The organism is Frondihabitans sp. PhB188, from assembly GCF_003752365.1.
Classification (GTDB): domain Bacteria; phylum Actinomycetota; class Actinomycetes; order Actinomycetales; family Microbacteriaceae; genus Frondihabitans.
Genome location: NZ_RJUO01000005.1, coordinates 162,174 through 185,177 on the forward strand (window position 1 = coordinate 162,174; position 23,004 = coordinate 185,177).

Sequence of the window (23,004 nt, forward strand, 5' to 3'; positions counted from 1 at the left end):
GGCAGCAGGCCGACAAGACACCACGCCAGCACAGGCCCTAGAGCGAATACAGGGAGCTCCGATGAAACTGGTCGTCACCGCCATGGTCCGCGACGAGGCCGACATAATCCGCCAGTGGGTCGACTACCACGTCGCCCAGGGGGCCGACGCGATCATCGTCACCGACAACGGCTCGATCGACGGCACGGCCGAGATCCTCCAGGGCTACGCCGACAGGGGGCTCGTCGACCTCCGCCACGACCCGGTGCAGCGCAAGCAGCAGGGCACCGTCGTGACGCAGATGGCGAGGGACGCGTACACGCAGCACTCCGCGGACTGGGTCGTGAACGCCGACGCCGACGAGTTCCTGCGCCCGGTCGATCGCTCGCTGACCCTCCGAGACGTGTTCGAGCGCATCGACACCGGGCTCGGATCGTTCACCGCGCCCGTCGTGAACATGGTCGGCTCCATCGCGGAGTCGGGCGCTGGCATCGACCGACTCGTCTGGCGCGACGAGCGCTCCAACGACGAGCTCAAGGAGCGCGGCGTGCTCGCCCAGCCGACGCACAATGCCATCCACGTCGGCGCCCCCGACATCACGGTCGTGCAGGGCAACCACTTCGTCAGCATCGCCTCGGGCGGCCAGCCGCCGGCCGAGCTCGCCGTCGAAGTCGTCCACCTGCCCTGGCGCTCGTGGAAGCAGCTGAGCAACAAGGTCGAGATCTCGGGCCGCGCCTACGAGGCGAACCCGACGCTGATGCCCAGCCCGAACCACCACGGCATGCTCGACTACCGCCGCTACCAGGAGGGCTCGCTCTTCTACTACTACGCCGCGCGGATGGTCACCGAGGCCGAGGCCGTGACGGGTCCGTTCACCCGCGACGAGAGCCTCGGCGAGTTCCTCGCCGGGCTGGACGTCGATCGGAGCGCCTACCCGGCCGACGTCGGGGCCTCCGATGAGCGGACCGGCCGGGCGAGCGCCGTGGGCGTGCTCCTCACGGCACGCGATGCCGCAGCCAGGCGCGATCGCGACCGCGCGCAGCACGCCTACGAGACGTCGTCGGCCCGGATCGCCGAGCTCGATGCGCACGCCAGGGGCCTCGAGCACGAGCTGGAGGTGGTTCGAGCCGAGCTCGCCGCCCAGCGCGCGAGAAAGGTCGTGCGCATCGTCGACCAGCTCGGGGATGCCGCGAGGCGCATCCGTCGCTGACCCCCATGTAAACTCCTTGAGGTTTACCCCGCAGCGATCGGCCGTCCACGGCCCCGCGATCGAGGCCGCGCCGCCGGCTCGCACCGAATCAGGACTCATACCCGCGTGAAACTCTTCATTCAGATCCCCTGCCTCAACGAGGAGACGACGCTTCCCGCCGTCCTCGAGTCGATGCCCACCGAGATCCCCGGCATCGACGAGATCGAGATCCTCATCATCGACGACGGCAGCACCGACCGCACCGTCGAGGTCGCCAAGTCGTACGGGGTGACCCACTTCGTGACGCACACGCGCAACATGGGTCTCGCGCGCTCCTTCCGCGACGGGGTCGACTACGCCCTGCTGCACGGAGCCGACATCGTCGTCAACACCGACGGCGACAACCAGTACCCACAGTCGATGATCCCCGAGCTGGTTCAGCCGATCCTCCGCAAAGAGGCCGAGATCGTCGTCGGCGACCGCCAGACGAAGACCATCGAGCACTTCTCGGGCTTCAAGAAGGCGATGCAGCAGCTCGGCAGCTGGGTCGTCAGCCGTGCGGCGGGCCTCGACCTGCCGGACGCCGCTTCCGGCTTCCGCGCGTACTCGAAGTACTCGCTGATCCGCCTCAACATCGTCACGCAGTTCAGCTACTGCATGGAGACGATCGTGCAGGCGGGCTACAAGCGCCTCGCGATCACGAGCATCCCGATCACGACGAACGCCAAGACGCGCGAGTCGCGGCTGTTCTCCAACATCTTCCAGCACATGTTCCAGTCGGGCTCGGCGATCGTCCGCGCCTACCTCATGTACCGCCCGGTCGCCCTCTTCATGTGGATCAGCGCCGTGCTGGCCGTCTGCGGCCTCATCCCGTTCATCCGCTACCTCGTGCTCCTCGCGACGCACGACGCCGGCCAGAACATCCAGTCGCTGCTCCTCGGCCTCCTGCTCATAGTGAGCGCCCTGCTCTCTCTCGTCATAGGCGTGGTGGCCGATCTGACGAGGATCAACCGGACCCTCGCCGAGGAGAGCCTCGACTACCAGAAGCTGCAGCGCTATGGCGACTGACAGGTCGCCCCGCTCCGAACGCCTCACCATCGCGGTCATCACCGCCTCCTTCGCGCTCCTGCTCGCCCTCTGGGCCGCCCTGACGCCGATGTTCCAGGCTCCTGACGAGTCGACGCACTACAACTCGGTCGTCCGCCTGGCTCTCGGCGAGGGCTGGCCGGCCCCCGGCGACGCCCGCGTCACCCAGGTCGTCCGCGCCATGGAGCAGACCGCGCCGAGCGTCGCGCCCGCCGACCGCCCGACGTTCAGCGAGCTGCAAGACCAGCACCCCGGCCTCACCAAGACCGTCGACCAGATGACGCAGCACCCGCCGACCTACTACGCGGTCGGCGCCGTGCTGCTCAAGGTCATCCACTTCGGCGACCTGCGCTGGGACATCAGCGTGATCGCGCTGCGCCTGATGGACTGCCTCCTGGTCGCGCCTCTCCCCCTGCTCATCTGGGCCACCGTCCGCCGCCTGACGAAGTCGCCGAAGATGGCGCTGGTCTCGGCGATGGCCCTGTTCGCCGTGCCCGAGCTGGCCTCCATCGGCTCGTCGATCACGAACGACTCCGTGCTGATCCTCGCCGGCGCGGTCGTCGCCTGGCTCGGCTCGCGCATCCTCACCGGCGACCTGCGCTGGCGCACCGTCGTCTGGCTGGGCGTCGTGCTCGGGGCCGCCGCCCTGGTCAAGGGCACCGCCCTGCCGCTCATCCCCTTCGCCGCCCTCGTCGTGCTGCTCGGGGGCCGCACCGAGCTGACCTGGGGCCGCCGCCTCCTGCGCGTCGTCGTCACCGGCGGGGTCACGGCGCTGATCGGCGCCTGGTGGTGGCTCCGCAACCTGCTCGTCTACCACTCGCTCCAGCCGTCCGGGCTCGATGCGGTGCGCCCCGGCTCGCCGTTCCCGGAGGGCCAGACACGCAACTTCGGCGCCTTCTTCAACATCCTCTGGAACGGCCTCTCGGGCACGTTCTGGGGCCAGTTTGGCAAGGCGCGCTACCCGATGACGCCGATCCTCGTCGACATCCTCACCGTGCTCGTGCTCTTCGGCATCGTGGCCTACGGATTCCGGCGCAGGACCTGGCTCACCTCGACCCTCCTCGCCCTGATGCCCGGCATCTACCTCGTCTCCCTCGTCGCCAAGTCGTGGGGGACCTACGGCCACACCCAGGGCATCTACGGCGTGCAGGGCCGCTACCTGTTCCCCGCGATCGTCGCCGGCATCGCTCTCAGCGCCATCGCCTGGCGGACGCTGGTCACCGAACCCCGCTCGCTCCAGCGTTTCGGGCGCATCGTCAGCGTGGGCTCCGTGGCGATCGGACTGTACGGCCTGTCGGTGGCGTATCGCGCCTTCTATCAGCAGACCAACCTGGGTGTGACGCCCACCGGTCTGAAGCACCTCTTCTACGTGACACCGGTCGGCCGGGTCGGCCTCGCCGCGATCCTGGTCCTGCTGTTCGTCGCCGGCGTGCTCGCCCTCGTCCGTGTCTGGCGCACCTGCGCCGTCACACCCCGCGCCCGGGCGGCGGCCGCGGCCGCATGAGCGCGCGGAGGGGGGCCGCGCGCGCCGGGGGGACGCTGGCCGAACGCCGCTCCACCCTCGCCGTGATCACCGTCTGCTGGGGCCTCGTGCTCGTGCTGTGGGCCGTGCTCACCCCGATGTACGGGGCTCCCGACGAACCCGCCCACGTCGACTCGGCCATCCGTCTCCAGGGCGAGCACACGTGGCCGGCCCCCGGCTCCGCCCACTACCTCTCCGGAGTGCGCCACTCGATCAACGACGAGATCGCCCTGCCGGCGGCCGACCGTTCGACGTTCGGCGAGCTTCTCACCGCGAACCCCGGCTACAGCAAGGTCGTCGACCAGATGACCCAGCACCCGCCGCTGTACTACGCGGTGGCCGGTCTGGTGCTCAAGGCGATCCACTTCGAGAGCCTGCGCTGGGACCTCGTCGTCACCGCGCTCCGCCTGTTCGACGTGCTCCTCGTGCTCCCCCTCCCGCTGCTCGTCTGGGCGACGGTCCGCCGCCTGACCCGGTCGCCGAAGCTGGCCGTCCTCGGCGCCATGGGCCTGTTCGCCGTTCCGCAGCTGCAGCAGATCGCCGCCTCGGTGACGAACGACGCGCCGATGATGCTCCTCGGAGGCGGCCTGACCTGGCTCGTCGCGCGGTACCTGACGGGCGCCCAGCGCTGGCGCGACGTCGTCGCGATCGGCGTCGTCCTCGGCGTGATGCTCCTCACCAAGGGCACGGGCCTGCCCGCCGTCCCGTTCGTCGCAGTGGGGATGCTGATCGCGGCTCCGATCGTCGACCGGTGGGGACGCAGGATCCTGCACGCCTTCGTCGCCCTGGCCGTCGCCCTCGTCCTGGGCGGCTGGTGGTGGCTCCGCAACCTGTACCTGTACCACGACTTCCAGCCCTCGGGCCTGGCCGACGTGCACCCGACAGCCGTCTGGCCTCCCGGCAAGGGTCCCGACCCGGGCGTCTTCCTCACCAACGTCTGGAACGGAGTGCCGGCCTCGTTCTGGGGCAAGTTCGGGCTGCTCCGGTACCCGATGCTGAACGTGGTCACCGATACGCTCACCGTCCTGGCGGTCGGCATCGTCATAGCGTTCGCGTTCCGACGGGGAGTGAACCGGCGGACGGCGCTGGCCCTGGCCGTCATGCCGACCGTCACGCTCGCGCTCCTGCTGTTCAACATCTGGCGGATCTTCGACCGCACGGCGCGCATCTACGGCACCCAGGGCCGCTACTTCTACGTCGCCATCGTCGCGCTGCTCGCCCTGAGCGTGATCGCCTGGTCGGCCGCCGTGACGAGCGAGCGCATGCGGCGCCTCGCCGCGCGGGTCGTGACCATCGGCGCCCCGGCCCTCACCCTCTACGGCCTGTCGGTCGAGTACCGCGGCGCTTTCGAGAAGTCGTACCTCGCCGTCGACTACGACGGCCTCTACACGTGGGCCTACTCGACCCCCGTCGGCCCCGAGGGCATCGTCCTCGTGCTCGCCCTCGTCGCCGTCGCCCTCGTCCTGACCATCATCCGCACGACGCGCGCCGCACTCGAACGACCGCGCCCCGATCTCCCGAGAGAGGCCCGGCCCGCTGTTGTCTGACCTGACCGACACCCGACCCACCACCAGCCGCCTGGCCCTGCGACTGCTCCGCCACGACCGCCGGGTCGCTATTCTGGGCGTCGCCTTCGTCGCCCTCGGCTACCTCGCGATCACCGGCTTCGCGACGATCACCATCCCGTGGATCGGCACCGGCGACAGCTACGACCACCTCGACTACGTCTACCAGGTGACGCTCGGCCACCTCCCCCAGCCCAACGGCCACCAGTGGACGCCCGGCAATTACCCGGGCGAGGGTGCGATCGGCCGCCAGTACGCCTCGGCGCACCCGCCCTTCTACTACTTCCTGATGTCGCTCCTTGCCGGCCAGCAGCTGGTCGACGGCCACTGGCACGTCGCGGTCGAGATGATCCGCCTCGCGAACGCCTTCTTCGGCCTCGTCGGCCTGGTCACGACCGCCTTCTTCGGCTGGATGATCGGCGGCCGTCTCCGCGTCCGCCTGGCGATCGGCCTGCCCGCCGTCGCCACTGCGACCTTCTCGTACCTGCGTTTCTCGTCCGACGTCTACAACGACCTGCTCGTCACGGCGCTCTCGCTCATCGCGCTCACGCTCGCCACGCGCACTCTGATGCGCGGGCCGTCGTGGCGGGTCACTCCCTTCCTGGCCGTGGTCGGCGCGCTGGCCATCGGCACGAAGGCGACCTATGTCCTCACGCTCGGCGTCGTCGCCGTGGCCATCGTCGCCGCGGCGCTCGTCCACCCCGCCGGCCGCAGCATCGGTCGGTCGATCGGCCGCATGATCGGCCACCTCGCCGTGATCGGCGCCGCTCCGATCGCCGCGTTCGGCTGGTACTTCGTCGCCAACTACCTGCGCTCCGGCGACTGGTACCGCTCGAGCGTGCAGACCGCGATCGGCGAGCGCTCCAACCGCACGCTGATGGACAACCTCACCGACCCGAGCTTCTACCTGATCGTGCCGCAGGGCCTCGTCGGCCGTGGGCCGGCCGCGTTCGTCGAGACGGCGCAGGCGTGGTCGATGGTCATCTTCTTCGCCGCCTTCGCCGTGACCCTGATCGTGACGGTCGTCGCCCTGGTGCGCCGCTCATTCCGCTGGAGCACCGTGCGCGTGCTGATCGTGATCATGCTGCTCGGCCACCTCGCCGGCTCGTACCTCCTGCAGCTCAGCCACTCGATCGGCTACGGCGCCTACAACTGGCGCTACTTCCTGCCGTCGACGATCTCGATCGGCCTCGTGCTCGGCATCGGCGTCATCGCGATCGGCCGCCGCAGCGGCGCGATCGCCGCACCCGCCCTCGTCATCGCGCTCTGGGTGACGAACTGCATCTCGTTCGTCACCTACTCGCTCGTGCGCGGCGACGTGCCCAAGACCGGTCAGGGCCTGGTGAAGGACGCCGGCGCGCTCGCATTCGCGAACGGATTCCCGGGCTGGACCCCCGCGGCCCTCCTCGCCGTCGCCGCGATCGGAATCCTCGGCGTCGGAGTCGTCCTCTGGCGCTACCGCGAGGCTCCCCTGCCGACCGACGAGGCCGTCGCCGACGCTCCGGCCGCCGCCCGGGCCGACTGACCGCAGCCCGGTGACCACAGCCGCTCCGACCGCCGCCGCGATGCGTCCGCGCGCCGCGCGCGACCGACGGCGGCAGCACCGCGCGGTCCTCGTCGGCGTGGCACTGGTCTCGATCGGCTACCTCGCGATCACCGGCTTCGCCAGCGCCACCCTGGCCTGGACCGGCACCGTGGACAGCTACGAGCACCTCGACTACGTCTGGCAGGTCCTCCACGGCCACCTCCCCGGCCCGCTCGGCCACGAGTGGACACCGGGCGCCTACGCGAGCGAGGGCAACGACGGCCGCCAGCTCGCCTCAGCGCACCCGCCCGTCTACTACGCGGTCATGGCCGTGCTCGCCGGCCCGTTGCTCGAGTCGAGCCACTGGCACGTCGCCGTGGCCATCATCCGCGGCGCCAACACGCTCTTCGGCCTCGGCGGCCTCCTCGCGGCCGCCTGGGTCGGCTGGATGGTCGGCCGCCGCCATCGGGTGCACCTCGCGATCGCGCTCCCAGCCCTGGCCGGGGCCCCCTTCGCCTACCTCCGCTACTCGAGCGACGTGTACAACGACACCCTCGTCGCGGCCCTGTCGATGGCGGCTCTGGCGATCGCCGTGCGGCTGGTCGTCGCGGGGCCGTCCTGGCGATTCACCGTGCTGCTCGCGGTCGTCGCCGCGCTGGCGCTGGGCACGAAGGCGACTGCCGTCCTGACCGTCGGGGTTGTCGCCGTCGCCCTCGTCGCCGCCTGCATCGTTCACGCCGACCGGCGCAGCCCTTTTCTCACGGCCCGCGCGGCCGTCATGCGGCTCCTGGTGCTGGGCGGCGTCCCCGCAGCCGCATTCGGCTGGTTCTACGTCCGCAACGCCGGGCTCAGCGGCGCCTGGTACCGCTCCACCGAGGTGAGCCAGGTGAGCGGCCGCACCCGCCGGGGCCTCGTCGACGTGCTGACCGACCCCGACTACTACCTGATCATCCCGCGCGGGCTCATCGGACACGGCACCGCGGCCTTCGGCGACATCGCCGACGCGGCCTCCCTGGCGGTGTTCGCCGTGGGAGCGGGGCTGACCGTGGCGGCGGTCGTGGCGCGCAGAAAGAGGGTGCCGGAACTCGGGGCGGCCCAGTTCCTGCTCATCATCATGTTCGCGGGACACCTGCTCGGGTCGTACCTGCTCCAGCTGAGCCACTCGGTGGGCTATGGCGCCTACAACTGGCGCTACTTCCTGCCGTCGTCGCTCTCGGTCGCGCTGCTGCTCGGCACCGGAGCCTCGCTCTTCGGGCGGCGCGTCGCCGCCGTGGTCGTCCCCGTGGTCGTCGCGGTGATGTGGGCCGGGAGCAGCATCTCGTTCGTGCTCTACGCGCAGGAGCGCGGCCATAAGGTCGCTCCGACCGGCCGCGGCTTCCTTCACGACGCCGGAGCAGCCGCCTTCGCGAACGGCCTGCCCGGCTGGCTTCCGACGCTGCTGCTCGTCCTGGCCGCCGCCTCGATCGCGGGCGTCGGTGCCGTACTGTGGCGCTACGCCGTCGCGCCGCACCCGGCCGCCGTGCCGGTTCGCGCCTCAGTCGTCTCGTAGCGCCCTCGCGGCACCACGATCGGGACTCCGCGCCAGTCTGCCGTGCCGTCGCACCACGATCGGGACTCCGCGCCAAGGAACATCGTGGCGCCCAGTCCCGATCGTGGGCGGCGGCGAGACGTCAGCGGCTCCGCTTGCCGCGGTGGTGGTCGGTGTCGCGGTCGTCGGCGTCGTCTTCCTGCCGTCCGCGCTCATCCCGCCGCGTACGGAGAAGTCGGCGCGCCAGCGGCCCACGATCGCGACATGACACCACTTCGAATCGTGGTGCCATGTCGCGATCGTGGGTCCGGGATTGCGCGACGGGGTTCCCAGCCGCCGGACGCGCGCCGAGGCTAGAGGCCCGCCCGCACCACGTCGGCGATGAGGTCGGCCTGCTTGAGCGAGCGCGCCTTCACCTCGGGCAGGTGCGTGGCCAGCTTCGCGGCGACGTCGTCCCGCGAGGCGAGCAGCGCCTCGTAGCGCTCCCAGAGGTGCGTTGGCGTCAGCTTGTCGTGGCCGAACGCCCACTCCTGCAGCTCGAACATCTCGAGCACCTCCTCGTACTTGTGGCCCCAGCCGATGACGAGCGTCGGCACCGCCATGGCGAGCGACGACACCATGGCGTGGAAGCGGCTGGCGACGAAGAACGAGCAGCGGCCGATGAGGTAGCGCAGCACCTGCGAGGGCAGCTCGCGGTCGATGAAGACCACGTTCGCCTTGTCGGCGACCTTCGAGTAGATCTCGCGGCAGAGCGGGAGGTCGTTGTTGTGGGTCGCGTCGGTGCCGGTGCGGACCGAGTGCGGCACGAGCAGCAGCTTCTTGCCCGACGCGGTGACCTGGTCGATGAACGTCACCATCTGGCCGACGTAGTCGCCCTCGCGCGCGTCGACCTTCTTCTGCAGCACGACGCTGGGGCTGAGGCCCACGACGGACTCGTCGAAGATCGACAGGTCGATGCCCGCGGCGACGGCGGCCGCCTCTTCCGAGCCGTCGAGCTCGAGCGAGAACGCGTAGTCGGCGCCGGCGAAGGTGTTGGTCAGGCGCAGCTTGTCGGCGTAGCTCTGCGTGATGCGACCGCGGGTCACGACGGTCGCCGCCTTGGGCAGGAACGTCCGGGCGACCAGCCGGTTGATGCGGTTGCGGAAGGGGCCGACGGCCTGCGCGCACTTGAACACCGGCGTGCCGACATTCAGGGCGGGCAGGATCGACGCCACGTTGTAGATCAAGAACTTCTCGCGCCCGTCGGTGAACGTGATGCCGCCCTGGTCGAGGAGCACCTGCGACTCGGCGAGGGCCTTGACGGCCTTCGAGCGGGACGTGATGAGACCGCGCAGCGGCGGCAGGAGGCGGTAGGCGAGGGCGGCCGAGTTGATGTTGACGCCGAGCGTGCGCGGGCGCGCATCGACGATCTCGAGGTTCGGGTACGTGTTCTGCTCGCGGTCTTCGCGCGGGTACATGCTCAGCAGGGTGAACTGCACGCCGGGCAGGCGCTGCTCGAGGGTCGCGATAGACGACTCGAGCATGGCGGCGGCGCCCTTGTTGCCCGAGAGCGCGGAGCCGATGACGGTGACGTGAGGGGTCGTGGAGGTCATGAGACAGATGGGCCTTTCGGGAGCGTGAGGCGCAGGGCGCCGTACTGGAGGGCGATGACGGCGTCGGCGACCGTCGACAGGAGGCGGCTGAGCACCGAGATGATGACGGCCTGGCCGCCATCGATGCCCAGGCCGACGAGGCAGACGTAGAGGACGGCCTCGCGCACGCCGATTCCCGACGGCACGAAGATGATCAGGATGCCGATGGCGCCGGCGAGGGCGTAGGCCGCCGCGAGCGGAAGCCACTGTCCCGGCGTGATGGCGGTGACGCTGGCGGCGCACAGGATGAACCCGATGCCGTTGATGACCCGCGGTGCGATGTAGGCCGCCGAGAACCCGAGGCTCTGGAGGGGGCGCAGGAAATACTGCTCGGGAAGCGGCGACTTGAGGAAGCGCTTCGACGCGATCGACATGATGCGGTGGAAGATCTGCGGCACCAGGATCGCGATCAGCGGGACCAGGACCACGACGACCCCGACCACCGTGAGCGCGTTGTTCTCGACGAGGGTCGGCCCGATGGCCAGGATCAGGATGATCGCGCTCGGCACGATCGACGCGATCTGGAGGAAGACGTTCTCGTAGATGAACGTGATCAGGATCAGCGTGCGCGGGAAGCCGTTGCGCTGCCCCCACGTGACCTTGCTCAGCACCGAGCCGATCTGCCCGGGCACGTACTTGAGCAGCCAGGACAGGTCGTGGACGGCCATCGACTGCAGGGGGCCGACATGGGCGCCCTTGTCGGAGAGCCGGTTGAGGATGGACCCCCAGAGCACGCCCGACACCGGGACCGCCAGGGCGAAGAGCACGATCGCAGCGACGTGCAGCCAGCTCAGGTGCAGGTGGGCCGCTTGGACGGCTGACCAGTTCTTCGACAGCGACCGCGCGAACAGCACGGCCACCACAGCGACCACCACGACCGTCAGAAGCCGCGAGAGGAGCTTGCGCCGCTTCTTCTTGGCCGCCTTGGCCGGATCGATCTCGGGAACGACGGCGCCGGTGGAGTCGGCCGTCACCGCGCGAGGTTGTTGTAGCTGCGGAACGTGTCGAGTTCTTTCTTCTGCGAGAACGGGACGAGTCCCTCGGGGTGCGCGTAGCCCACGGCGATCAGCATGATCACGCGGTCGGAGCCCGACAGGCCGAGGGTCTTCTGCATCTTGCGCTCGAGCGGCTCGAAGTCGGGCCAGTTGATGACGCTCGACGAGAGGCCGAGCGTCTCGAGGCCGAACATGAACGACATGGACGCGAGCGACGCGTCGACGTAGATCGCGTGGCGGTCGCGCGGGCTGAAGTAGCTCTCGAGCTTTCCGACGACGACCACGACCGTCTGGATGTTGTCGGCGTAGCCCGCGGTGCCGAACGGGATGTTCGAGACCCTCTTGACCATGGCCGGGTCGTCGAAGACACGGAACTCGTAGGGCAGGCGGTTGCACGCCGTCGGCGCCTGGCGGGCGACGAGGAGCGCCTTGTCGACGAGGTCGCGGGGCACCGGCTTGTCGTCGAAGAACCGGACCGAGCGGCGCTGGTTCGCGAGGTCGACGAGCTCGTCGTACGAGACGTTCGACGAGAGCTGCTTCGGGCGCGGCACGTTGCCGGTCGTGGAGGGCACGTAGTCGGTGCCCTCGAAGGAGGCGCGGGCGTCGTCGACGGCCTTGTCTTTTCCGGTGGCGGAGACGCGGAAGTACTCTTCGAGCACGTTGTGCGCCCAGTCCATCTCGGCGATCTCCATGGTGCCGGGCGACAGCTTGCACTGGTTGGCCGCAGCCTCGTAGAACTCGATGGTCTCGCCGATGTAGTCGCGAGCGAACACGTCTCGGCGGGGCCGCATGATGAGGCCCTTCTCGATGCGGTGGACGTTGCGGCGCAGCTCGACGCGGGTGAGGCGGTCGCGCTTCTTGTTGCGGTAGTAGTCGCGACGCCCCTGGAGGGTCGCGGCCTGCTCGCGGTTGAAGGTGATGAACGACACCAGGAAGAAGAAGTGCGTCAGGATGCGGCTCGACCCGAAGGTCTCGAGGAACGCGCGGTTGGTGTTCTCGTAGATGCGGCGGATCGAGCGGATCGCCAGAAGATCCTTGGCGATCTTCTTCAGTCTGTTCAGCATTCGTCTCCTTGAAACCTAGGCCTGCAGGAGATTCTGCAGGTAGACGCCGTAGCCGCTCTTGGCGAGCGGAGTCGCGAGGGCGGTGAGGGCCGCGTCGTCGATCCAGCCGTTGCGCCAGGCGATCTCCTCGATGCAGCCGATCTTGTGGCCCTGGCGGTCCTCGATGACGCGGACGTACTCGGACGCCTGCATCATCGACTCGAACGTGCCGGTGTCGAGCCAGGCGGTGCCGCGGTCGAGAACCTGCACCTGCAGCTCGCCGGCCTCGAGGTAGCGCTCGTTGACGGTCGAGATCTCGAGCTCGCCACGCGCGCTCGGCTCGATGGTCTTCGCGATCTCCACGATCTTGTTGTCGTAGAAGTAGAGGCCCGGCACCGCGTAGTTGCTCTTCGGCGCGGTCGGCTTCTCTTCGATCGAGACGGCCTTGAAGTCGTCGTCGAACTCGACCACGCCGTACGCCGTGGGGTCGGAGACGTGGTACGCGAAGATCGTGGCGCCCGAGACGTCGGTGTTCTTCGTGAGGCTCGTGCCGAGGCCGACACCGTGGAAGATGTTGTCGCCGAGCACCAGCGCGACGCTGTCGTCGCCGATGAAGTCCTCGCCGATGATGAAGGCCTGCGCGAGGCCGTCGGGCGAGGGCTGCACGGCGTACTCGATGCTCATGCCGAGGCTGGAGCCGTCGCCGAGAAGCGACCGGAACTGCTCGTCGTACTCGGGCGTCGTGATGACCAGCACCTCGCGGATGCCCGCCATCATCAGCGTCGAGAGGGGGTAGTAGACCATGGGCTTGTCGTAGATGGGCATCAGCTGCTTCGAGACGCCCTTGGTGATCGGCCAGAGCCGGCTGCCGGTGCCCCCGGCCAGGATGATGCCCTTCATCGGGTCTGCTCCTTCGGGGTGGTGAAGGCGGCGTTCAAGGACGCGTAGTACTCGCGCATGTCAGCCCACGTCGGCAGGAGCCCGGAAGCCGCCGCCTCGGCAAGCGACGGCGCGTCGGTGTCTTTCGGCGAGAGCAGGGCCTCACCGGCCTCCTCGGGGAAGACCAGGGCGATGTCGGCGTCGAGCGGGTTGATGCCGTGCTCGCGAGGTGCGTTAAAGACGTCGGTCACGAGGTAGCTGACCGTGGCGTCGTCGGTGAGCGCCACGAAGCAGTGGCCGAGGCCCTCGGAGATGTAGATCGCCTTGCGGTCCTTGTCGTCGAGGAGCACGGTGTCCCACTTGCCGAATGTCGGCGAGCCGACGCGGATGTCGATGACGTAGTCGAGCACGGCACCGTGCGTAGCGGTCACGTACTTGGCCTGGCCCAGCGGGACGTCGGCGAAGTGGATGCCGCGCACGACGCCCCGCTTCGATACGGACGTGTTGGCCTGCCGGAGGTCGATGGGGTGACCGACCACCTCGGCGAGCTTGTCGAAGCGGTACCACTCGAGGAACACGCCGCGGTCGTCGCCGAACTGCTTGGGGGTGATCTCGTAGCTGTCTGGGATCGTCAATTCGCGGATCTGCACCCCGGAAGCCTACCCCGACGCGCCTCCTGAACGCGGTTATCCACAGCCGCCGCACCGCACCGCTAGGGCAGGAGGTGCCCCGCGGCGGTGAACAGGCGGTACCACTCCTGACGCGTCAGGGGCAGGTCGCTCCCGGCGGCCGAGTCGCGGACGCGCCGCGGGTTCGTGGTGCCGAGCACGACCTGCATGTTCGCAGGATGACGCGTGATCCAGGCGACGGCGATCGCCTCGGGCGCGACCGAGTAGGCCGCGGCGAGCTCGTCGATGACGTCGTTGAGCTCGGCGTAGTGCTCGCGGTCGCCGAGGAAGACGCCGTCGAAGAAGCCCTTCTGGAAGGGCGACCACGCCTGCAGGGTGATGTCGTTGACGCGCGAGTAGTCGAGGATGCCGTTGTCGCGGTCGATCGACTGGTCGAGGCCGTTCATGTTGGCGCTGACGCCGGCCGCGATCAGGTTCGCATGCGTGATGCTCAGCTGCACCTGGTTCACGAGGAGGGGCTGCGTCACCGACTTCTTCAAGAGCTCGACCTGCATCGGCGTGTGGTTCGAGACGCCGAACGCGGACACCTTCCCTGCGGCCTTGAGCTCGTCGAACGCGGCTGCGACCTCGTCGGGCTCGACCAGGGCATCGGGGCGGTGCAGCAGGAGGATGTCGAGGGTCTCGATGCCGAGCGCCGTCAGCGACTGCTCGGCCGACTCGACGATGTGCTCGCGCGAGAAGTCCCAGAAGCCGTCGCGGATGCCCACCTTCGACTGGATGATGACGCTCTCGCGCTCGGACGGCGACAGGGTGATCGCGTCGCCGAAGCGCTGCTCGCAGACGTGCGGGGCGCCGCCGTACACGTCGGCGTGGTCGAAGAAGGTGATCCCGGAGTCGCGCGCGGCGCCCACGAGGGCGCGGATGTCGTCGTCGCTCATCTCGGTGATGCGCATCAGGCCGAGGATGATGTTCGATGCGGGGGCGGTCAGGTCGGGAAACGTCGTCGTCTTCATGTCGCCATCATGGCCCACCCCGCTCGGGGAAGGCGCAGTTCCTGCCCCCTATCATTGGACGGATCGACGCTCGCGAACCGAAAGTATTCACCATGCGCATCCTCGTCACCGGCGGAGCCGGCTTCATCGGCTCCAACTTCGTCCGGCGCACTCTGCAAGACGCCTACCCCGGCCTGGAGGGCGCCGAGGTCGTCGTCCTCGACGCACTGACCTACTCGGGCAACCTCGAGAACCTCGCCCCCGTGGCCGACTCGCCCCGCTACACCTTCGTCGAGGGCGACATCCGCGACGGCGCCCTGCTCGACACGCTCTTCCCGACCGTGGACGCCGTCGTCCACTTCGCGGCCGAGTCGCACGTCGACCGGTCGGTGCGCGACGCCTCGATCTTCGTCGAGACCAACGTGCTCGGCACCCAGCAGCTGCTCGACGCGGCCCTCCGCAACGACCTCAAGCGCTTCGTGCACGTGTCGACCGATGAGGTCTACGGCTCGATCGCCGAGGGCTCGTGGGCGGAAGACCGCCCGCTCGAGCCGAACTCGCCCTACTCGGCATCGAAGGCCGGCAGCGACCTGCTCGCGCGCAGCTACCACCGCACGCACGGCCTCAACGTGTCGATCACGCGCTGCTCGAACAACTACGGGCCGTACCACTTCCCCGAGAAGGTCATCCCGCTCTTCGTCACGAACCTGATCGACGACAAGCACGTGCCGCTCTACGGCGAGGGCAACAACATCCGCGACTGGCTGCACGTCGACGACCACACGCGCGGCATCGCGATGGTGCTCGTCTCGGGCGAGGCCGGCGAGATCTACAACATCGGCGGCGGCACCGAGCTGACGAACAAGGAGCTCACGCAGCTGCTGCTCGACGCCACCGGCAAGGACTGGTCGTACGTCGACCGCGTGCAAGACAGACTGGGCCACGACCTCCGCTACTCGGTCGACATCTCGAAGATCCAACGCGAGCTCGGCTACGAGCCGCAGGTGCCGTTCGAGCAGGGCCTGAAAGACGTCGTGCAGTGGTACCGCGACAACCGCTCGTGGTGGGAGCCCCTCAAAGAGCGCGCGGCGCTCGCGTGAGCACCCGGTCCCTCAGTGCTCGACCGATGAAGTACCTCGTCACCGGCGCCCGAGGCATGCTCGGCACCGATCTCGTCGAGGCCCTCTTCGGCCGCGACGTGACCGTGCTCGGCCGCTCCGACCTCGACGTGACCGACCGCGACGCCGTCTTCGCGGCCGTCGAGGGCCATGACGTCGTCTTCAACGCCGCCGCCTACACCAAGGTCGACGACGCGGAGGAGCACGAGTACGAGGCTCTCGCGGTCAACGGCGTCGGCGTGCGGCTGCTCGCCGAGGCGACCGCCGAGCACGGCGCGAAGCTGGTGACCATCTCGACCGACTACGTGTTCGACGGCACGGCCACCGAGCCGTACGACGAGTACACCCCGCTCGACCCGCTGAACGCCTACGGCCGCACCAAGGCCGTCGGCGAGACCGCGGCCCTGGCCGCGAACCCCGAGGGCACCTACATCGTGCGGACCGCCTGGCTCTACGGCCAGCACGGCCCGAACTTCGCCGCCACGATGCTGAAGCTCGCCGCCGGCCGCGACACGGTCTCCGTGGTCGACGACCAGGTCGGCCAGCCCACCTGGACGGCCGATCTGGCCGCTCAGCTGGTCGCGCTGGTCGACGCCGATGCTCCGGCCGGGGTCTACCACGGCACCAACTCGGGTCGTGCGTCGTGGTTCGACTTCGCCCGCGCCGTCTTCTCCGAGGCCGGACTCGATCCGGAGCGCGTGCTGCCCACCGACAGCGCCGCCTTCGTGCGCCCGGCCGCTCGCCCCGCCTTCAGCGTGCTCGGCCACGACGCCTGGGCCGCCGCCGGCCTCACGCCGATGCGGCCCTGGCAGGAGGCCCTGGCGCAGGCGTCGGCCGAAGGCGTCTTCGCCTCCTGACGACCGTGGTCGACGCGCGGCAGCACCCTCGGGCGGCCTTCCGGCCCGAGATCCAGGTGCTCCGCGCGTTCGCCGTGGCGGCGGTGGTCGTGTACCACTTCTGGCCTGCGCGCCTTCCCGGCGGCTTCGTCGGCGTCGACGTGTTCTTCGTGATCTCGGGCTTCCTGATCACGTCGCATCTGCTTCGTGAGCTCGCATCGACCGGTCACGTCCGGCTCGCGTCGTTCTGGGCGCGGCGGGCGAGGCGCCTGCTGCCGGCGTCCCTGCTCGTGCTCGCGGTCACGGCCCTGGCGACGCTCGCCCTCGTGCCGCGCGCCTACTGGCAGCAGACGTTCCGCGAGATCGTCGGGTCGGCGCTCTACGTGCAGAACTGGGTACTCGCCGGCGACTCGATCGACTACCTCGCCAGCTCGAACGCGGCCTCCCCCGTGCAGCACTTCTGGTCGCTCTCGGTCGAAGAGCAGTTCTACCTCGTCTGGCCGGTGCTCCTCCTGATCGTCGCCGTGTGGGCGGGGCGGGGTCGGCGGGCGGCGGGCCGCGAGCAGCGCGTCGTGTGGCGCGCCGGCGTCGTGCTCGGAGCCGTCGCGGTCGCGTCCTTCGCCTGCTCGGTCGTCCTGACCCGCAGCTCCCCCGGCCTCGCCTACTTCGCCACGACGACCCGGGCGTGGGAGTTCGCCGCCGGAGGCCTCCTCGCCGTGGCGGCAGCACGAGCTGCCGAACCACCGGTTGCAGGAACTCCGGCCCCCGCCGTCCCCCTCCGCACCGTCGCCGCCTGGGCGGGCGCGGCCCTCCTCGCGGCGTCCCTCGTGCTGATCGACGGAGCGACGCCGTTCCCCGGCGTCGCCGCCGCCCTGCCCGTGGCCGGCACGCTCCTCGTCATCGCCGCTGGCTCCGCCCCCTGGTCGCCGTCCGCGCTCCTCGCTCGCCGACCCGTCCTCGTGCTCGGCGACCTCTCGTACTCGGTGTACCTCTGGCACTGGCCGGCCCTCGTCGTGCTGGGGTTCCGGCTGGGTGACGGCCTCACCTGGCCGCTCAAGCTCGTCTGCCTCGTCGGAGTGCTGGGCCTCGCCTGGCTGAGCGCCCGGTTCGTCGAGCACCCGGCGCGCCGCGCGCGGTTCCTGACCACTGCGCGACCCCGGCGCACCTTCGCCGCCCTCGCGGTCGCCGTCGCCGTCGTGGCCGTCCCCGTGGCCGTCGGCGGCGCCGCGCTGCAGCGGCAGGCGACGGATGCCGTCGAAGCCGCGCAGGCGCAAGCGGGCGCCGGGAAGCCCTGCTTCGGAGCGGCGGCCCTCGACCCCGGGGCATCGTGCGGTGCGCCGCCGACGACGCTCAGCCCCGACCCGGCGCTGGCCGCCGACGACCTCCCGCCCGCCTACGAGCAGGGACGCCGCTGCCTGCCGCCCGAGTCGTCGACCGCCGTCGTGGCGTGCACCTCGGGCTCCGGGTCCGTCCGGGTCGCCCTCGTCGGCGACTCGCACGCCGCGAGCTGGGAGCCGACGATCCGCGCGGCCGGCGTGACGCGCGGCTGGTCGCTGACCACCTACCTGCACTCGGGCTGCCCGTTCACGACCATCACCGAGTCGAACCCGAACCCGACGTACGTCGCGGCGTGCACCACCTGGAACACGACGCTCGCGGCGACGCTCGCCGACGACGAGCCCTTCGACATCGTGTTCGTCTCGCACTCGCAGCACGTGCCCGATTCCGCTGCCGCGGCGGCGGCCGAGGTCCGCGGTTACTCGGAGGCGTGGCAGCCGCTGCTGAGCCGAGGAACCCGGGTGATCGTGATCGCCGACACCTCACGGGCTCCGGCCGACGCGCAGGCGTGCCTCGAGACGCACGCGACCGACCCGGGTTCCTGCTCTCTGAAGAAGGCGGACGCGTATCTCGCGCCGGACGCCATGCTGGCCTCCGTCGAGTCGACCGACGGGGCCGAGGCCATCGATCTGACCGACCGGGTCTGCCCCGGCGACACGTGTCTCACGGCGATCGGCGGCGTGGTCGTCTACCGCGATACGCACCACCTGACGGCCACCTACGCGCGCACTCTCGGGCCGGCCCTCGGCCGTGCGTTCGACCGGCTCGCGACCGGGTAGCGCCGCGCCACAGCAACCCCCAGGTTGGCGGTCGGCGGGCTGATACTGTCGACTCGCCCATCCCGTCGAGCGTCCTGAGGAGTTCGCCATGCTGACCCTCCGCGTCGTGGTCGACCAGATCCTGGCACCGGTGCCCGGCGGCATCGGCCGCTACACCGAAGAGCTGACCCGCGAGCTCATCGCGACCGCCCCGCGCGGCTGCGACGTCGAGGGGATCGTCGCTGCGCACCCCCAGGAGGCCTACGACCGGCTCGACGACAAGCTCCCCGGGCTCGCCGGCATGTACCGCTCCGTGCTCGGCCGCCGCGAGCTGTCGATCGCCTGGCAGACCGGCGTGATCGGCCTCCCCGGCCGTGGCATGGTGCACGGCACGAGCCTGATGACGCCGCTCTACAAGCACGATCGCGAGCTGGCGCCGGCCACCCAGACGGCCGTGACGATCCACGACACCGTGCCGTGGACCAACCCCGACACCCTCACCGCGCAGGGCGTCCGCTGGCACAAGGCCATGGCGAAGCGCGCGTACCGGTTCGCCGACGCGGTCGTCGTGCCGACCCACGCGGTCGCCGGCGAGCTGTCCGAGCTCTTCCCCTTCGGCGACCGGCTCCGCGTCATCGGCGGCGCCGTGTCGACCGACCTGGCCACCCCGCCCGATGCCGATGCGATCGCCGACGAGCTCGACCTGCCTGAGCGGTACATCCTGAGCGTCGGAACCCTCGAGCCGCGCAAGGGCGTCGAGCCGCTCCTCGAGGCGCTCGCCCACCCGGACGCCCCCGACGTGCCGCTGCTCATCGTCGGCCCTCCCGGCTGGGGCGATGTCAGCGTCGACTCCGTCGTGGCCCGACTCGGCCTGGCACCCGACCGCGTACGCGTTCTCGGCCGCGTGCCCGACGCGTCGCTCGCCGTGCTGCTGGAGCGCGCCTCCGTCTTCGTGTTCCCCTCGCTCGCCGAGGGCTTCGGCCTCCCGCTCGTCGAGGCGTTCAGCTTCGGCACGCCGGTCGTCCACTCCGACGCGCCCGCGCTCGTCGAGGTCGCCGCGGGCGCCGGGGTCATCGTGCCGCGCGACGACACGGCGGGGTACCCCGAGCGGCTCGCGCAGGCGCTCTTCCAGGTCGTCAACGACACCGACCTCGCCGCCCGTCTCGGGGTCGCAGGGCTCGACCGGGCGCGCGCCTTCAGCTGGCGCGACTCGGCCGAGAAGGTGTGGCAGCTGCACGCCGACCTCTAGGGGCGGCGCGGGGCTTCGCAGCCTAGAGCGACGCCTTCAACCGCGCGTTCTTCTCCTCGACGAGCTCCGCGAGCCCGGTCGCGTAGTCGGCGAGCCGCGCCGAGATCGCGGGGTCGAACGCCCCGAGGATCCGCGCCGCCAGGATGCCCGCATTGGCCGCCCCGCCGATCGACACCGTCGCGACGGGGATCCCGGCCGGCATCTGCACGATCGAGAGCAACGAGTCGAGCCCGTCGAGCTTCGCCAGCGCGACCGGCACCCCGATCACCGGAAGGGTCGTGAGCGACGCCAGCATGCCCGGCAGGTGAGCGGCACCGCCGGCGCCGGCGATGATGACGCGGATACCGCGGCCGGCTGCCTCGCGCCCGAACGACACCATCTTGTCGGGGGTGCGGTGCGCCGACACGACCTCGACCTCGAACGCGATGCCGAACTCCGTGAGGATGTCGGCGGCGGACTTCATGGTCGCCCAGTCGGAGTCGCTCCCCATGACGAGGGCGACGACGGGGGCTTCTGCGTTCATCTCAGGCACTCCCCCAGCCTACCGAGCCGCCCCTCCTCGAACTCGCTCGACGAGACAGAGCGCGGGCGCAGGAACTCCCGGCGCCGCCTACCCCTCGAAGTGCGCCGCGGCGGCCCGCGCCGCGACCACCACGTCGTCGAGCTCCGCACCGGTCGCCGTCACGTGACCCACCTTGCGGCCCGGCCGCGGCTCCTTGCCGTAGTCGTGCACCTTGGCGCCGGGTTCGTCGGCCATGAGCGCCAGCAGGCGGTCGGCCATGCTGCCCGTGGCAGGGCCGCCGAGGACGTTGACCATGACCGACCACGCGGCGTGCGGCGTCGTGTCGCCGAGCGGCAGGTCGAGCACGGCGCGCAGATGCTGCTCGAACTGGCTGGTGGTCGAGCCGTCGATCGACCAGTGGCCGGTGTTGTGCGGGCGCATCGCGAGCTCGTTGATGAGCAGGCGGTCGTCGGTGGTCTCGAAGAGCTCGACGGCGAGGACGCCGGTGACGTCGAGCTGGGCGGCGACGGTCGTCGCGATCTCGGCGGCCGTCTCGGCGACGCGACCGGTCGAGCGCGGGGCCGGGGCGATGACCTCGGCGCAGACGCCGTCGCGCTGGATCGACTCGACGACGGGCCACGCGACGATCTGTCCGCTGGGGCGCCGTGCCACCGACTGGGCGAGCTCGCGCCGGAACTCGACGAGCTCTTCGGCGAGCAGCGCGCCGCCGGTCGACAGGTCGGCGAGAGCGGCGAACCAGTCGGCGACCTCGTCGGGCGACGACACGACGCGGACGCCCTTGCCGTCGTAGCCGCCGCGCGCGGTCTTCACGACGGCGCGGCCGCCGTGCTCCGCCAGGAAGGCGCTGAGGTCGTCGGCCGTCTCGAGCCGGGCCCAGTCGGGCACCGGCAGGCCGAGGCCGGCGAGGCGCTCGCGCATGACGAGCTTGTCTTGCGCGACGAACAGGGCCTCGGGCTTCGGGTGGACGGCGACGCCGGCCTCGACGAGGGCCGCGAGCACGTCCTGCGGCACGTGCTCGTGGTCGAAGGTGATGACGTCGACGTCGCGCGCGAACGCGAGCACCGTCTCGGCGTCGTGGTAGTCGCCGACGGCGGTCGCCGCGAGGCGGGCCGACGAGCCCTCCGTCTCGGCGAGGACGCGGATGTCGAGGCCCAGGTGGACGGCCGGGGGCACCATCATCCGGGCGAGCTGGCCGCCGCCGATGACGCCGACGCGCAAGGAGGCAGCCACGGCTACGGGCGTCCCAGCCCGCGGACCTCGAAGCCGGCGGCGCGCCAGGCGACGGCGTCCAGGCAGTTCCTGCCGTCGACGACGCGCTTGCCCGCGACGACCGACGCCACGGCCGCGGGGTCGAGGTCGCGGAACTGCTGCCACTCGGTGAGCACCAGCACGGCCTCGGCGCCCTCGATGGCCTCGTCGACCGAGTCGACGACGGTGAGGTCGGGGTGGCTGCGGAGGGCGGTGTGCTTGGCCTCGGGGTCGTACGAGCGCACGTCGGCGCCCGCTGCGACGAGCTTCTCGACGACGTCGAGGGCCGGAGAGTCGCGCACGTCGTCGGAGTTCGGCTTGAAGGCCAGGCCCAGCACGCCGATCTTGACGCCCTGGAGGTCGCCGACGAGCTCGCGCGTCAGAGTGACGACGCGCTCCCGGCGGCGGAGGTTGATGGCGTCGACCTGGCCGAGGAACGACAGCGTGTCGGTCAGGCCGAGCTCGTCGCCGCGGGCGCGGAAGGCGCGGATGTCTTTGGGCAGGCAGCCGCCGCCGAAGCCGAGCCCGGCGTTGAGGAACTTGCGGCCGATGCGCGCGTCGTGGCCGATCGCGTCGGCGAGCTGGGTGACGTCGGCGCCGGTGGCCTCGGCGACCTCGGCCATGGCGTTGATGAACGAGATCTTGGTCGCCAGGAACGCGTTCGCCGACACCTTGACGAGCTCGGCGGTGGCGTAGTCGGTGACGATGCGCGGGGTGCCGGTCGCGAGCGCCGTCGCGTAGACCTCGTCGAGCACCTCGGTCGCCTTCTCGCCGGCGTCGCCCGAGGGCACGCCGTACACGAAGCGGTCGGGCGCCACGGTGTCTTGCACCGCGAAGCCCTCGCGCAGGAACTCGGGGTTCCAGGCGAGCGACGCCCCCGCCCCCGACCCCTCGACCACTGCCGCGAGCCGCGCCGCCGTGCCGACCGGCACGGTGGACTTGCCCACGACGAGGTCGCCCTCGCCCAGGTGCGGCAGGAGGCCGTCGACGGCCGCGTTCACGTACGTCAGGTCGGCGTTGAAGCTGCCCTTGGTCTGCGGCGTGCCGACGGCGACGAAGTGCACCGTCGCGTCGTCGGCGGCCGCCATGTCGGTGGTGAAGCGCAGGCGCCCCGTGGCGATGGCGCGCTCGAGCACCTCGGGCAGACCCGGCTCGAAGAACGGGGCCCGGCCGGCCTGGAGCTCGGCGATCTTGGCTTCGTCGACGTCGATGCCGACGACGTCGTGGCCCAGCTCTGCCATGCAGGCAGCGTGGACGGCTCCGAGATAACCACATCCGATGACTGAAATACGCACGCTACGACAGTACTGGACGTCCTCTGACAATCGCGTCAGGGCACCTGCGACGCGCTAGGCCGACGCCCGCTCGGCC

Annotated in this window: 19 protein-coding genes; 10 read left to right on the forward strand and 9 right to left on the reverse strand. The window is 70.4% G+C overall.

Annotated elements, in window-relative coordinates; all coding sequences use genetic code 11:
* Window positions 1-61 precede the first annotated feature (61 nt).
* The 6 genes from EDF46_RS15740 (at window position 62) to EDF46_RS15765 (ending at window position 8,415) form a co-directional block, all read left to right on the forward strand.
* Window positions 62-1,189, forward strand: coding sequence for a glycosyltransferase family 2 protein (locus EDF46_RS15740; RefSeq protein ID WP_199738299.1), 1,128 nt, complete (start codon window positions 62-64; stop codon window positions 1,187-1,189).
* A 105-nt stretch (window positions 1,190-1,294) separates the two neighbouring features.
* Entirely contained in the window at window positions 1,295-2,236 is a 942-nt protein-coding gene (locus tag EDF46_RS15745; protein WP_123507268.1) for a glycosyltransferase family 2 protein, read from the forward strand.
* The gene (locus EDF46_RS15750; protein ID WP_123507269.1) at window positions 2,226-3,758 is read left to right on the forward strand and encodes a DUF2142 domain-containing protein; all 1,533 of its coding nucleotides are present in this window, start codon (window positions 2,226-2,228) and stop codon (window positions 3,756-3,758) included. The genes EDF46_RS15745 and EDF46_RS15750 overlap by 11 nt, the downstream gene beginning before the upstream one ends.
* A complete protein-coding gene (locus tag EDF46_RS15755; RefSeq protein WP_123507270.1) occupies window positions 3,755-5,323 on the forward strand; it encodes a DUF2142 domain-containing protein in 1,569 nt (522 codons plus the stop codon). The genes EDF46_RS15750 and EDF46_RS15755 overlap by 4 nt, the downstream gene beginning before the upstream one ends.
* Window positions 5,316-6,866, forward strand: a complete 1,551-nt coding sequence (locus EDF46_RS15760) for a hypothetical protein (protein ID WP_123507271.1) — start codon at window positions 5,316-5,318, stop codon at window positions 6,864-6,866. Before EDF46_RS15755 ends, EDF46_RS15760 begins: the two co-directional genes overlap by 8 nt.
* Before the next feature lie 10 nt (window positions 6,867-6,876).
* A complete protein-coding gene (locus tag EDF46_RS15765; RefSeq protein WP_123507272.1) occupies window positions 6,877-8,415 on the forward strand; it encodes a hypothetical protein in 1,539 nt (512 codons plus the stop codon).
* A 332-nt stretch (window positions 8,416-8,747) separates the two neighbouring features.
* Here EDF46_RS15765 and EDF46_RS15770 read toward each other — a convergent pair whose 3' ends face one another.
* The 6 genes from EDF46_RS15770 to EDF46_RS15795 form a co-directional block, all read right to left on the reverse strand.
* Window positions 8,748-9,986, reverse strand: a complete 1,239-nt coding sequence (locus tag EDF46_RS15770) for a polysaccharide pyruvyl transferase family protein (protein WP_123507273.1) — start codon at window positions 9,984-9,986, stop codon at window positions 8,748-8,750.
* Window positions 9,983-10,999, reverse strand: coding sequence for a lysylphosphatidylglycerol synthase domain-containing protein (locus tag EDF46_RS15775; RefSeq protein ID WP_123507274.1), 1,017 nt, complete (start codon window positions 10,997-10,999; stop codon window positions 9,983-9,985). The genes EDF46_RS15770 and EDF46_RS15775 overlap by 4 nt, the downstream gene beginning before the upstream one ends.
* Complete coding sequence (locus tag EDF46_RS15780) at window positions 10,996-12,084, reverse strand: nitroreductase family protein (protein WP_123507275.1); 1,089 nt, start codon at window positions 12,082-12,084, stop codon at window positions 10,996-10,998. The genes EDF46_RS15775 and EDF46_RS15780 overlap by 4 nt, the downstream gene beginning before the upstream one ends.
* Before the next feature lie 15 nt (window positions 12,085-12,099).
* A complete protein-coding gene (gene rfbA, locus EDF46_RS15785; RefSeq protein WP_123507276.1) occupies window positions 12,100-12,963 on the reverse strand; it encodes a glucose-1-phosphate thymidylyltransferase RfbA in 864 nt (287 codons plus the stop codon).
* Window positions 12,960-13,592: a dTDP-4-dehydrorhamnose 3,5-epimerase family protein gene (locus tag EDF46_RS15790; protein WP_123507277.1), complete on the reverse strand. Its 633-nt coding sequence runs from the start codon at window positions 13,590-13,592 to the stop codon at window positions 12,960-12,962. Before EDF46_RS15790 ends, rfbA begins: the two co-directional genes overlap by 4 nt.
* Window positions 13,593-13,654: 62 nt before the next feature.
* Window positions 13,655-14,584, reverse strand: coding sequence for an aldo/keto reductase family oxidoreductase (locus tag EDF46_RS15795; protein ID WP_123507278.1), 930 nt, complete (start codon window positions 14,582-14,584; stop codon window positions 13,655-13,657).
* A gap of 92 nt (window positions 14,585-14,676) precedes the next feature.
* Here EDF46_RS15795 and rfbB point away from each other — a divergent pair, with 92 nt between their 5' ends.
* The 4 genes from rfbB (at window position 14,677) to EDF46_RS15815 (ending at window position 19,862) form a co-directional block, all read left to right on the forward strand.
* Window positions 14,677-15,663: a dTDP-glucose 4,6-dehydratase gene (gene rfbB, locus EDF46_RS15800; RefSeq protein WP_123507279.1), complete on the forward strand. Its 987-nt coding sequence runs from the start codon at window positions 14,677-14,679 to the stop codon at window positions 15,661-15,663.
* Between the two features lie 26 nt (window positions 15,664-15,689).
* Complete coding sequence (rfbD, locus tag EDF46_RS15805) at window positions 15,690-16,538, forward strand: dTDP-4-dehydrorhamnose reductase (RefSeq protein ID WP_123507280.1); 849 nt, start codon at window positions 15,690-15,692, stop codon at window positions 16,536-16,538.
* 5 nt (window positions 16,539-16,543) lie between these two features.
* Window positions 16,544-18,634 carry an acyltransferase family protein gene (locus tag EDF46_RS15810; RefSeq protein ID WP_158614277.1) on the forward strand — a complete coding sequence of 697 codons (2,091 nt, stop codon included), beginning with the start codon at window positions 16,544-16,546 and terminating at the stop codon, window positions 18,632-18,634.
* A gap of 88 nt (window positions 18,635-18,722) precedes the next feature.
* Complete coding sequence (locus tag EDF46_RS15815; protein WP_123507282.1) at window positions 18,723-19,862, forward strand: glycosyltransferase family 1 protein; 1,140 nt, start codon at window positions 18,723-18,725, stop codon at window positions 19,860-19,862.
* A 22-nt stretch (window positions 19,863-19,884) separates the two neighbouring features.
* Here EDF46_RS15815 and purE read toward each other — a convergent pair whose 3' ends face one another.
* The 3 genes from purE to EDF46_RS15830 all read right to left on the reverse strand — a co-directional run bounded on the left by purE (window position 19,885) and on the right by EDF46_RS15830 (window position 22,928).
* Window positions 19,885-20,385 (reverse strand): 5-(carboxyamino)imidazole ribonucleotide mutase, encoded by a 501-nt coding sequence (purE, locus tag EDF46_RS15820; RefSeq protein WP_123507283.1) that lies wholly within the window; start codon window positions 20,383-20,385, stop codon window positions 19,885-19,887.
* Between the two features lie 87 nt (window positions 20,386-20,472).
* A complete protein-coding gene (locus EDF46_RS15825) occupies window positions 20,473-21,615 on the reverse strand; it encodes a 5-(carboxyamino)imidazole ribonucleotide synthase (protein WP_255410975.1) in 1,143 nt (380 codons plus the stop codon).
* Window positions 21,616-21,617: 2 nt separating this feature from the next.
* Window positions 21,618-22,928, reverse strand: a complete 1,311-nt coding sequence (locus tag EDF46_RS15830; RefSeq protein WP_123507284.1) for a UDP-glucose/GDP-mannose dehydrogenase family protein — start codon at window positions 22,926-22,928, stop codon at window positions 21,618-21,620.
* Window positions 22,929-23,004: the final 76 nt, after the last annotated feature.

Excerpts from the sequence above, each read along its gene's own strand:
- rfbA (WP_123507276.1), bottom strand. The coding sequence starts at position 12,963 with ATGAAGGGCATCATCCTGGCCGGGGGCACCGGCAGCCGGCTCTGGCCG.
- EDF46_RS15770 (WP_123507273.1), bottom strand. The coding sequence starts at position 9,986 with ATGACCTCCACGACCCCTCACGTCACCGTCATCGGCTCCGCGCTCTCG.
- EDF46_RS15750 (WP_123507269.1), top strand. The coding sequence starts at position 2,226 with ATGGCGACTGACAGGTCGCCCCGCTCCGAACGCCTCACCATCGCGGTC.
- EDF46_RS15815 (WP_123507282.1), top strand. The coding sequence starts at position 18,723 with ATGCTGACCCTCCGCGTCGTGGTCGACCAGATCCTGGCACCGGTGCCC.
- rfbB (WP_123507279.1), top strand. The coding sequence starts at position 14,677 with ATGCGCATCCTCGTCACCGGCGGAGCCGGCTTCATCGGCTCCAACTTC.
- EDF46_RS15780 (WP_123507275.1), bottom strand. The coding sequence starts at position 12,084 with ATGCTGAACAGACTGAAGAAGATCGCCAAGGATCTTCTGGCGATCCGC.
- EDF46_RS15795 (WP_123507278.1), bottom strand. The coding sequence starts at position 14,584 with ATGAAGACGACGACGTTTCCCGACCTGACCGCCCCCGCATCGAACATC.
- rfbD (WP_123507280.1), top strand. The coding sequence starts at position 15,690 with ATGAAGTACCTCGTCACCGGCGCCCGAGGCATGCTCGGCACCGATCTC.
- EDF46_RS15740 (WP_199738299.1), top strand. The coding sequence starts at position 62 with ATGAAACTGGTCGTCACCGCCATGGTCCGCGACGAGGCCGACATAATC.
- EDF46_RS15755 (WP_123507270.1), top strand. The coding sequence starts at position 3,755 with ATGAGCGCGCGGAGGGGGGCCGCGCGCGCCGGGGGGACGCTGGCCGAA.
- purE (WP_123507283.1), bottom strand. The coding sequence starts at position 20,385 with ATGAACGCAGAAGCCCCCGTCGTCGCCCTCGTCATGGGGAGCGACTCC.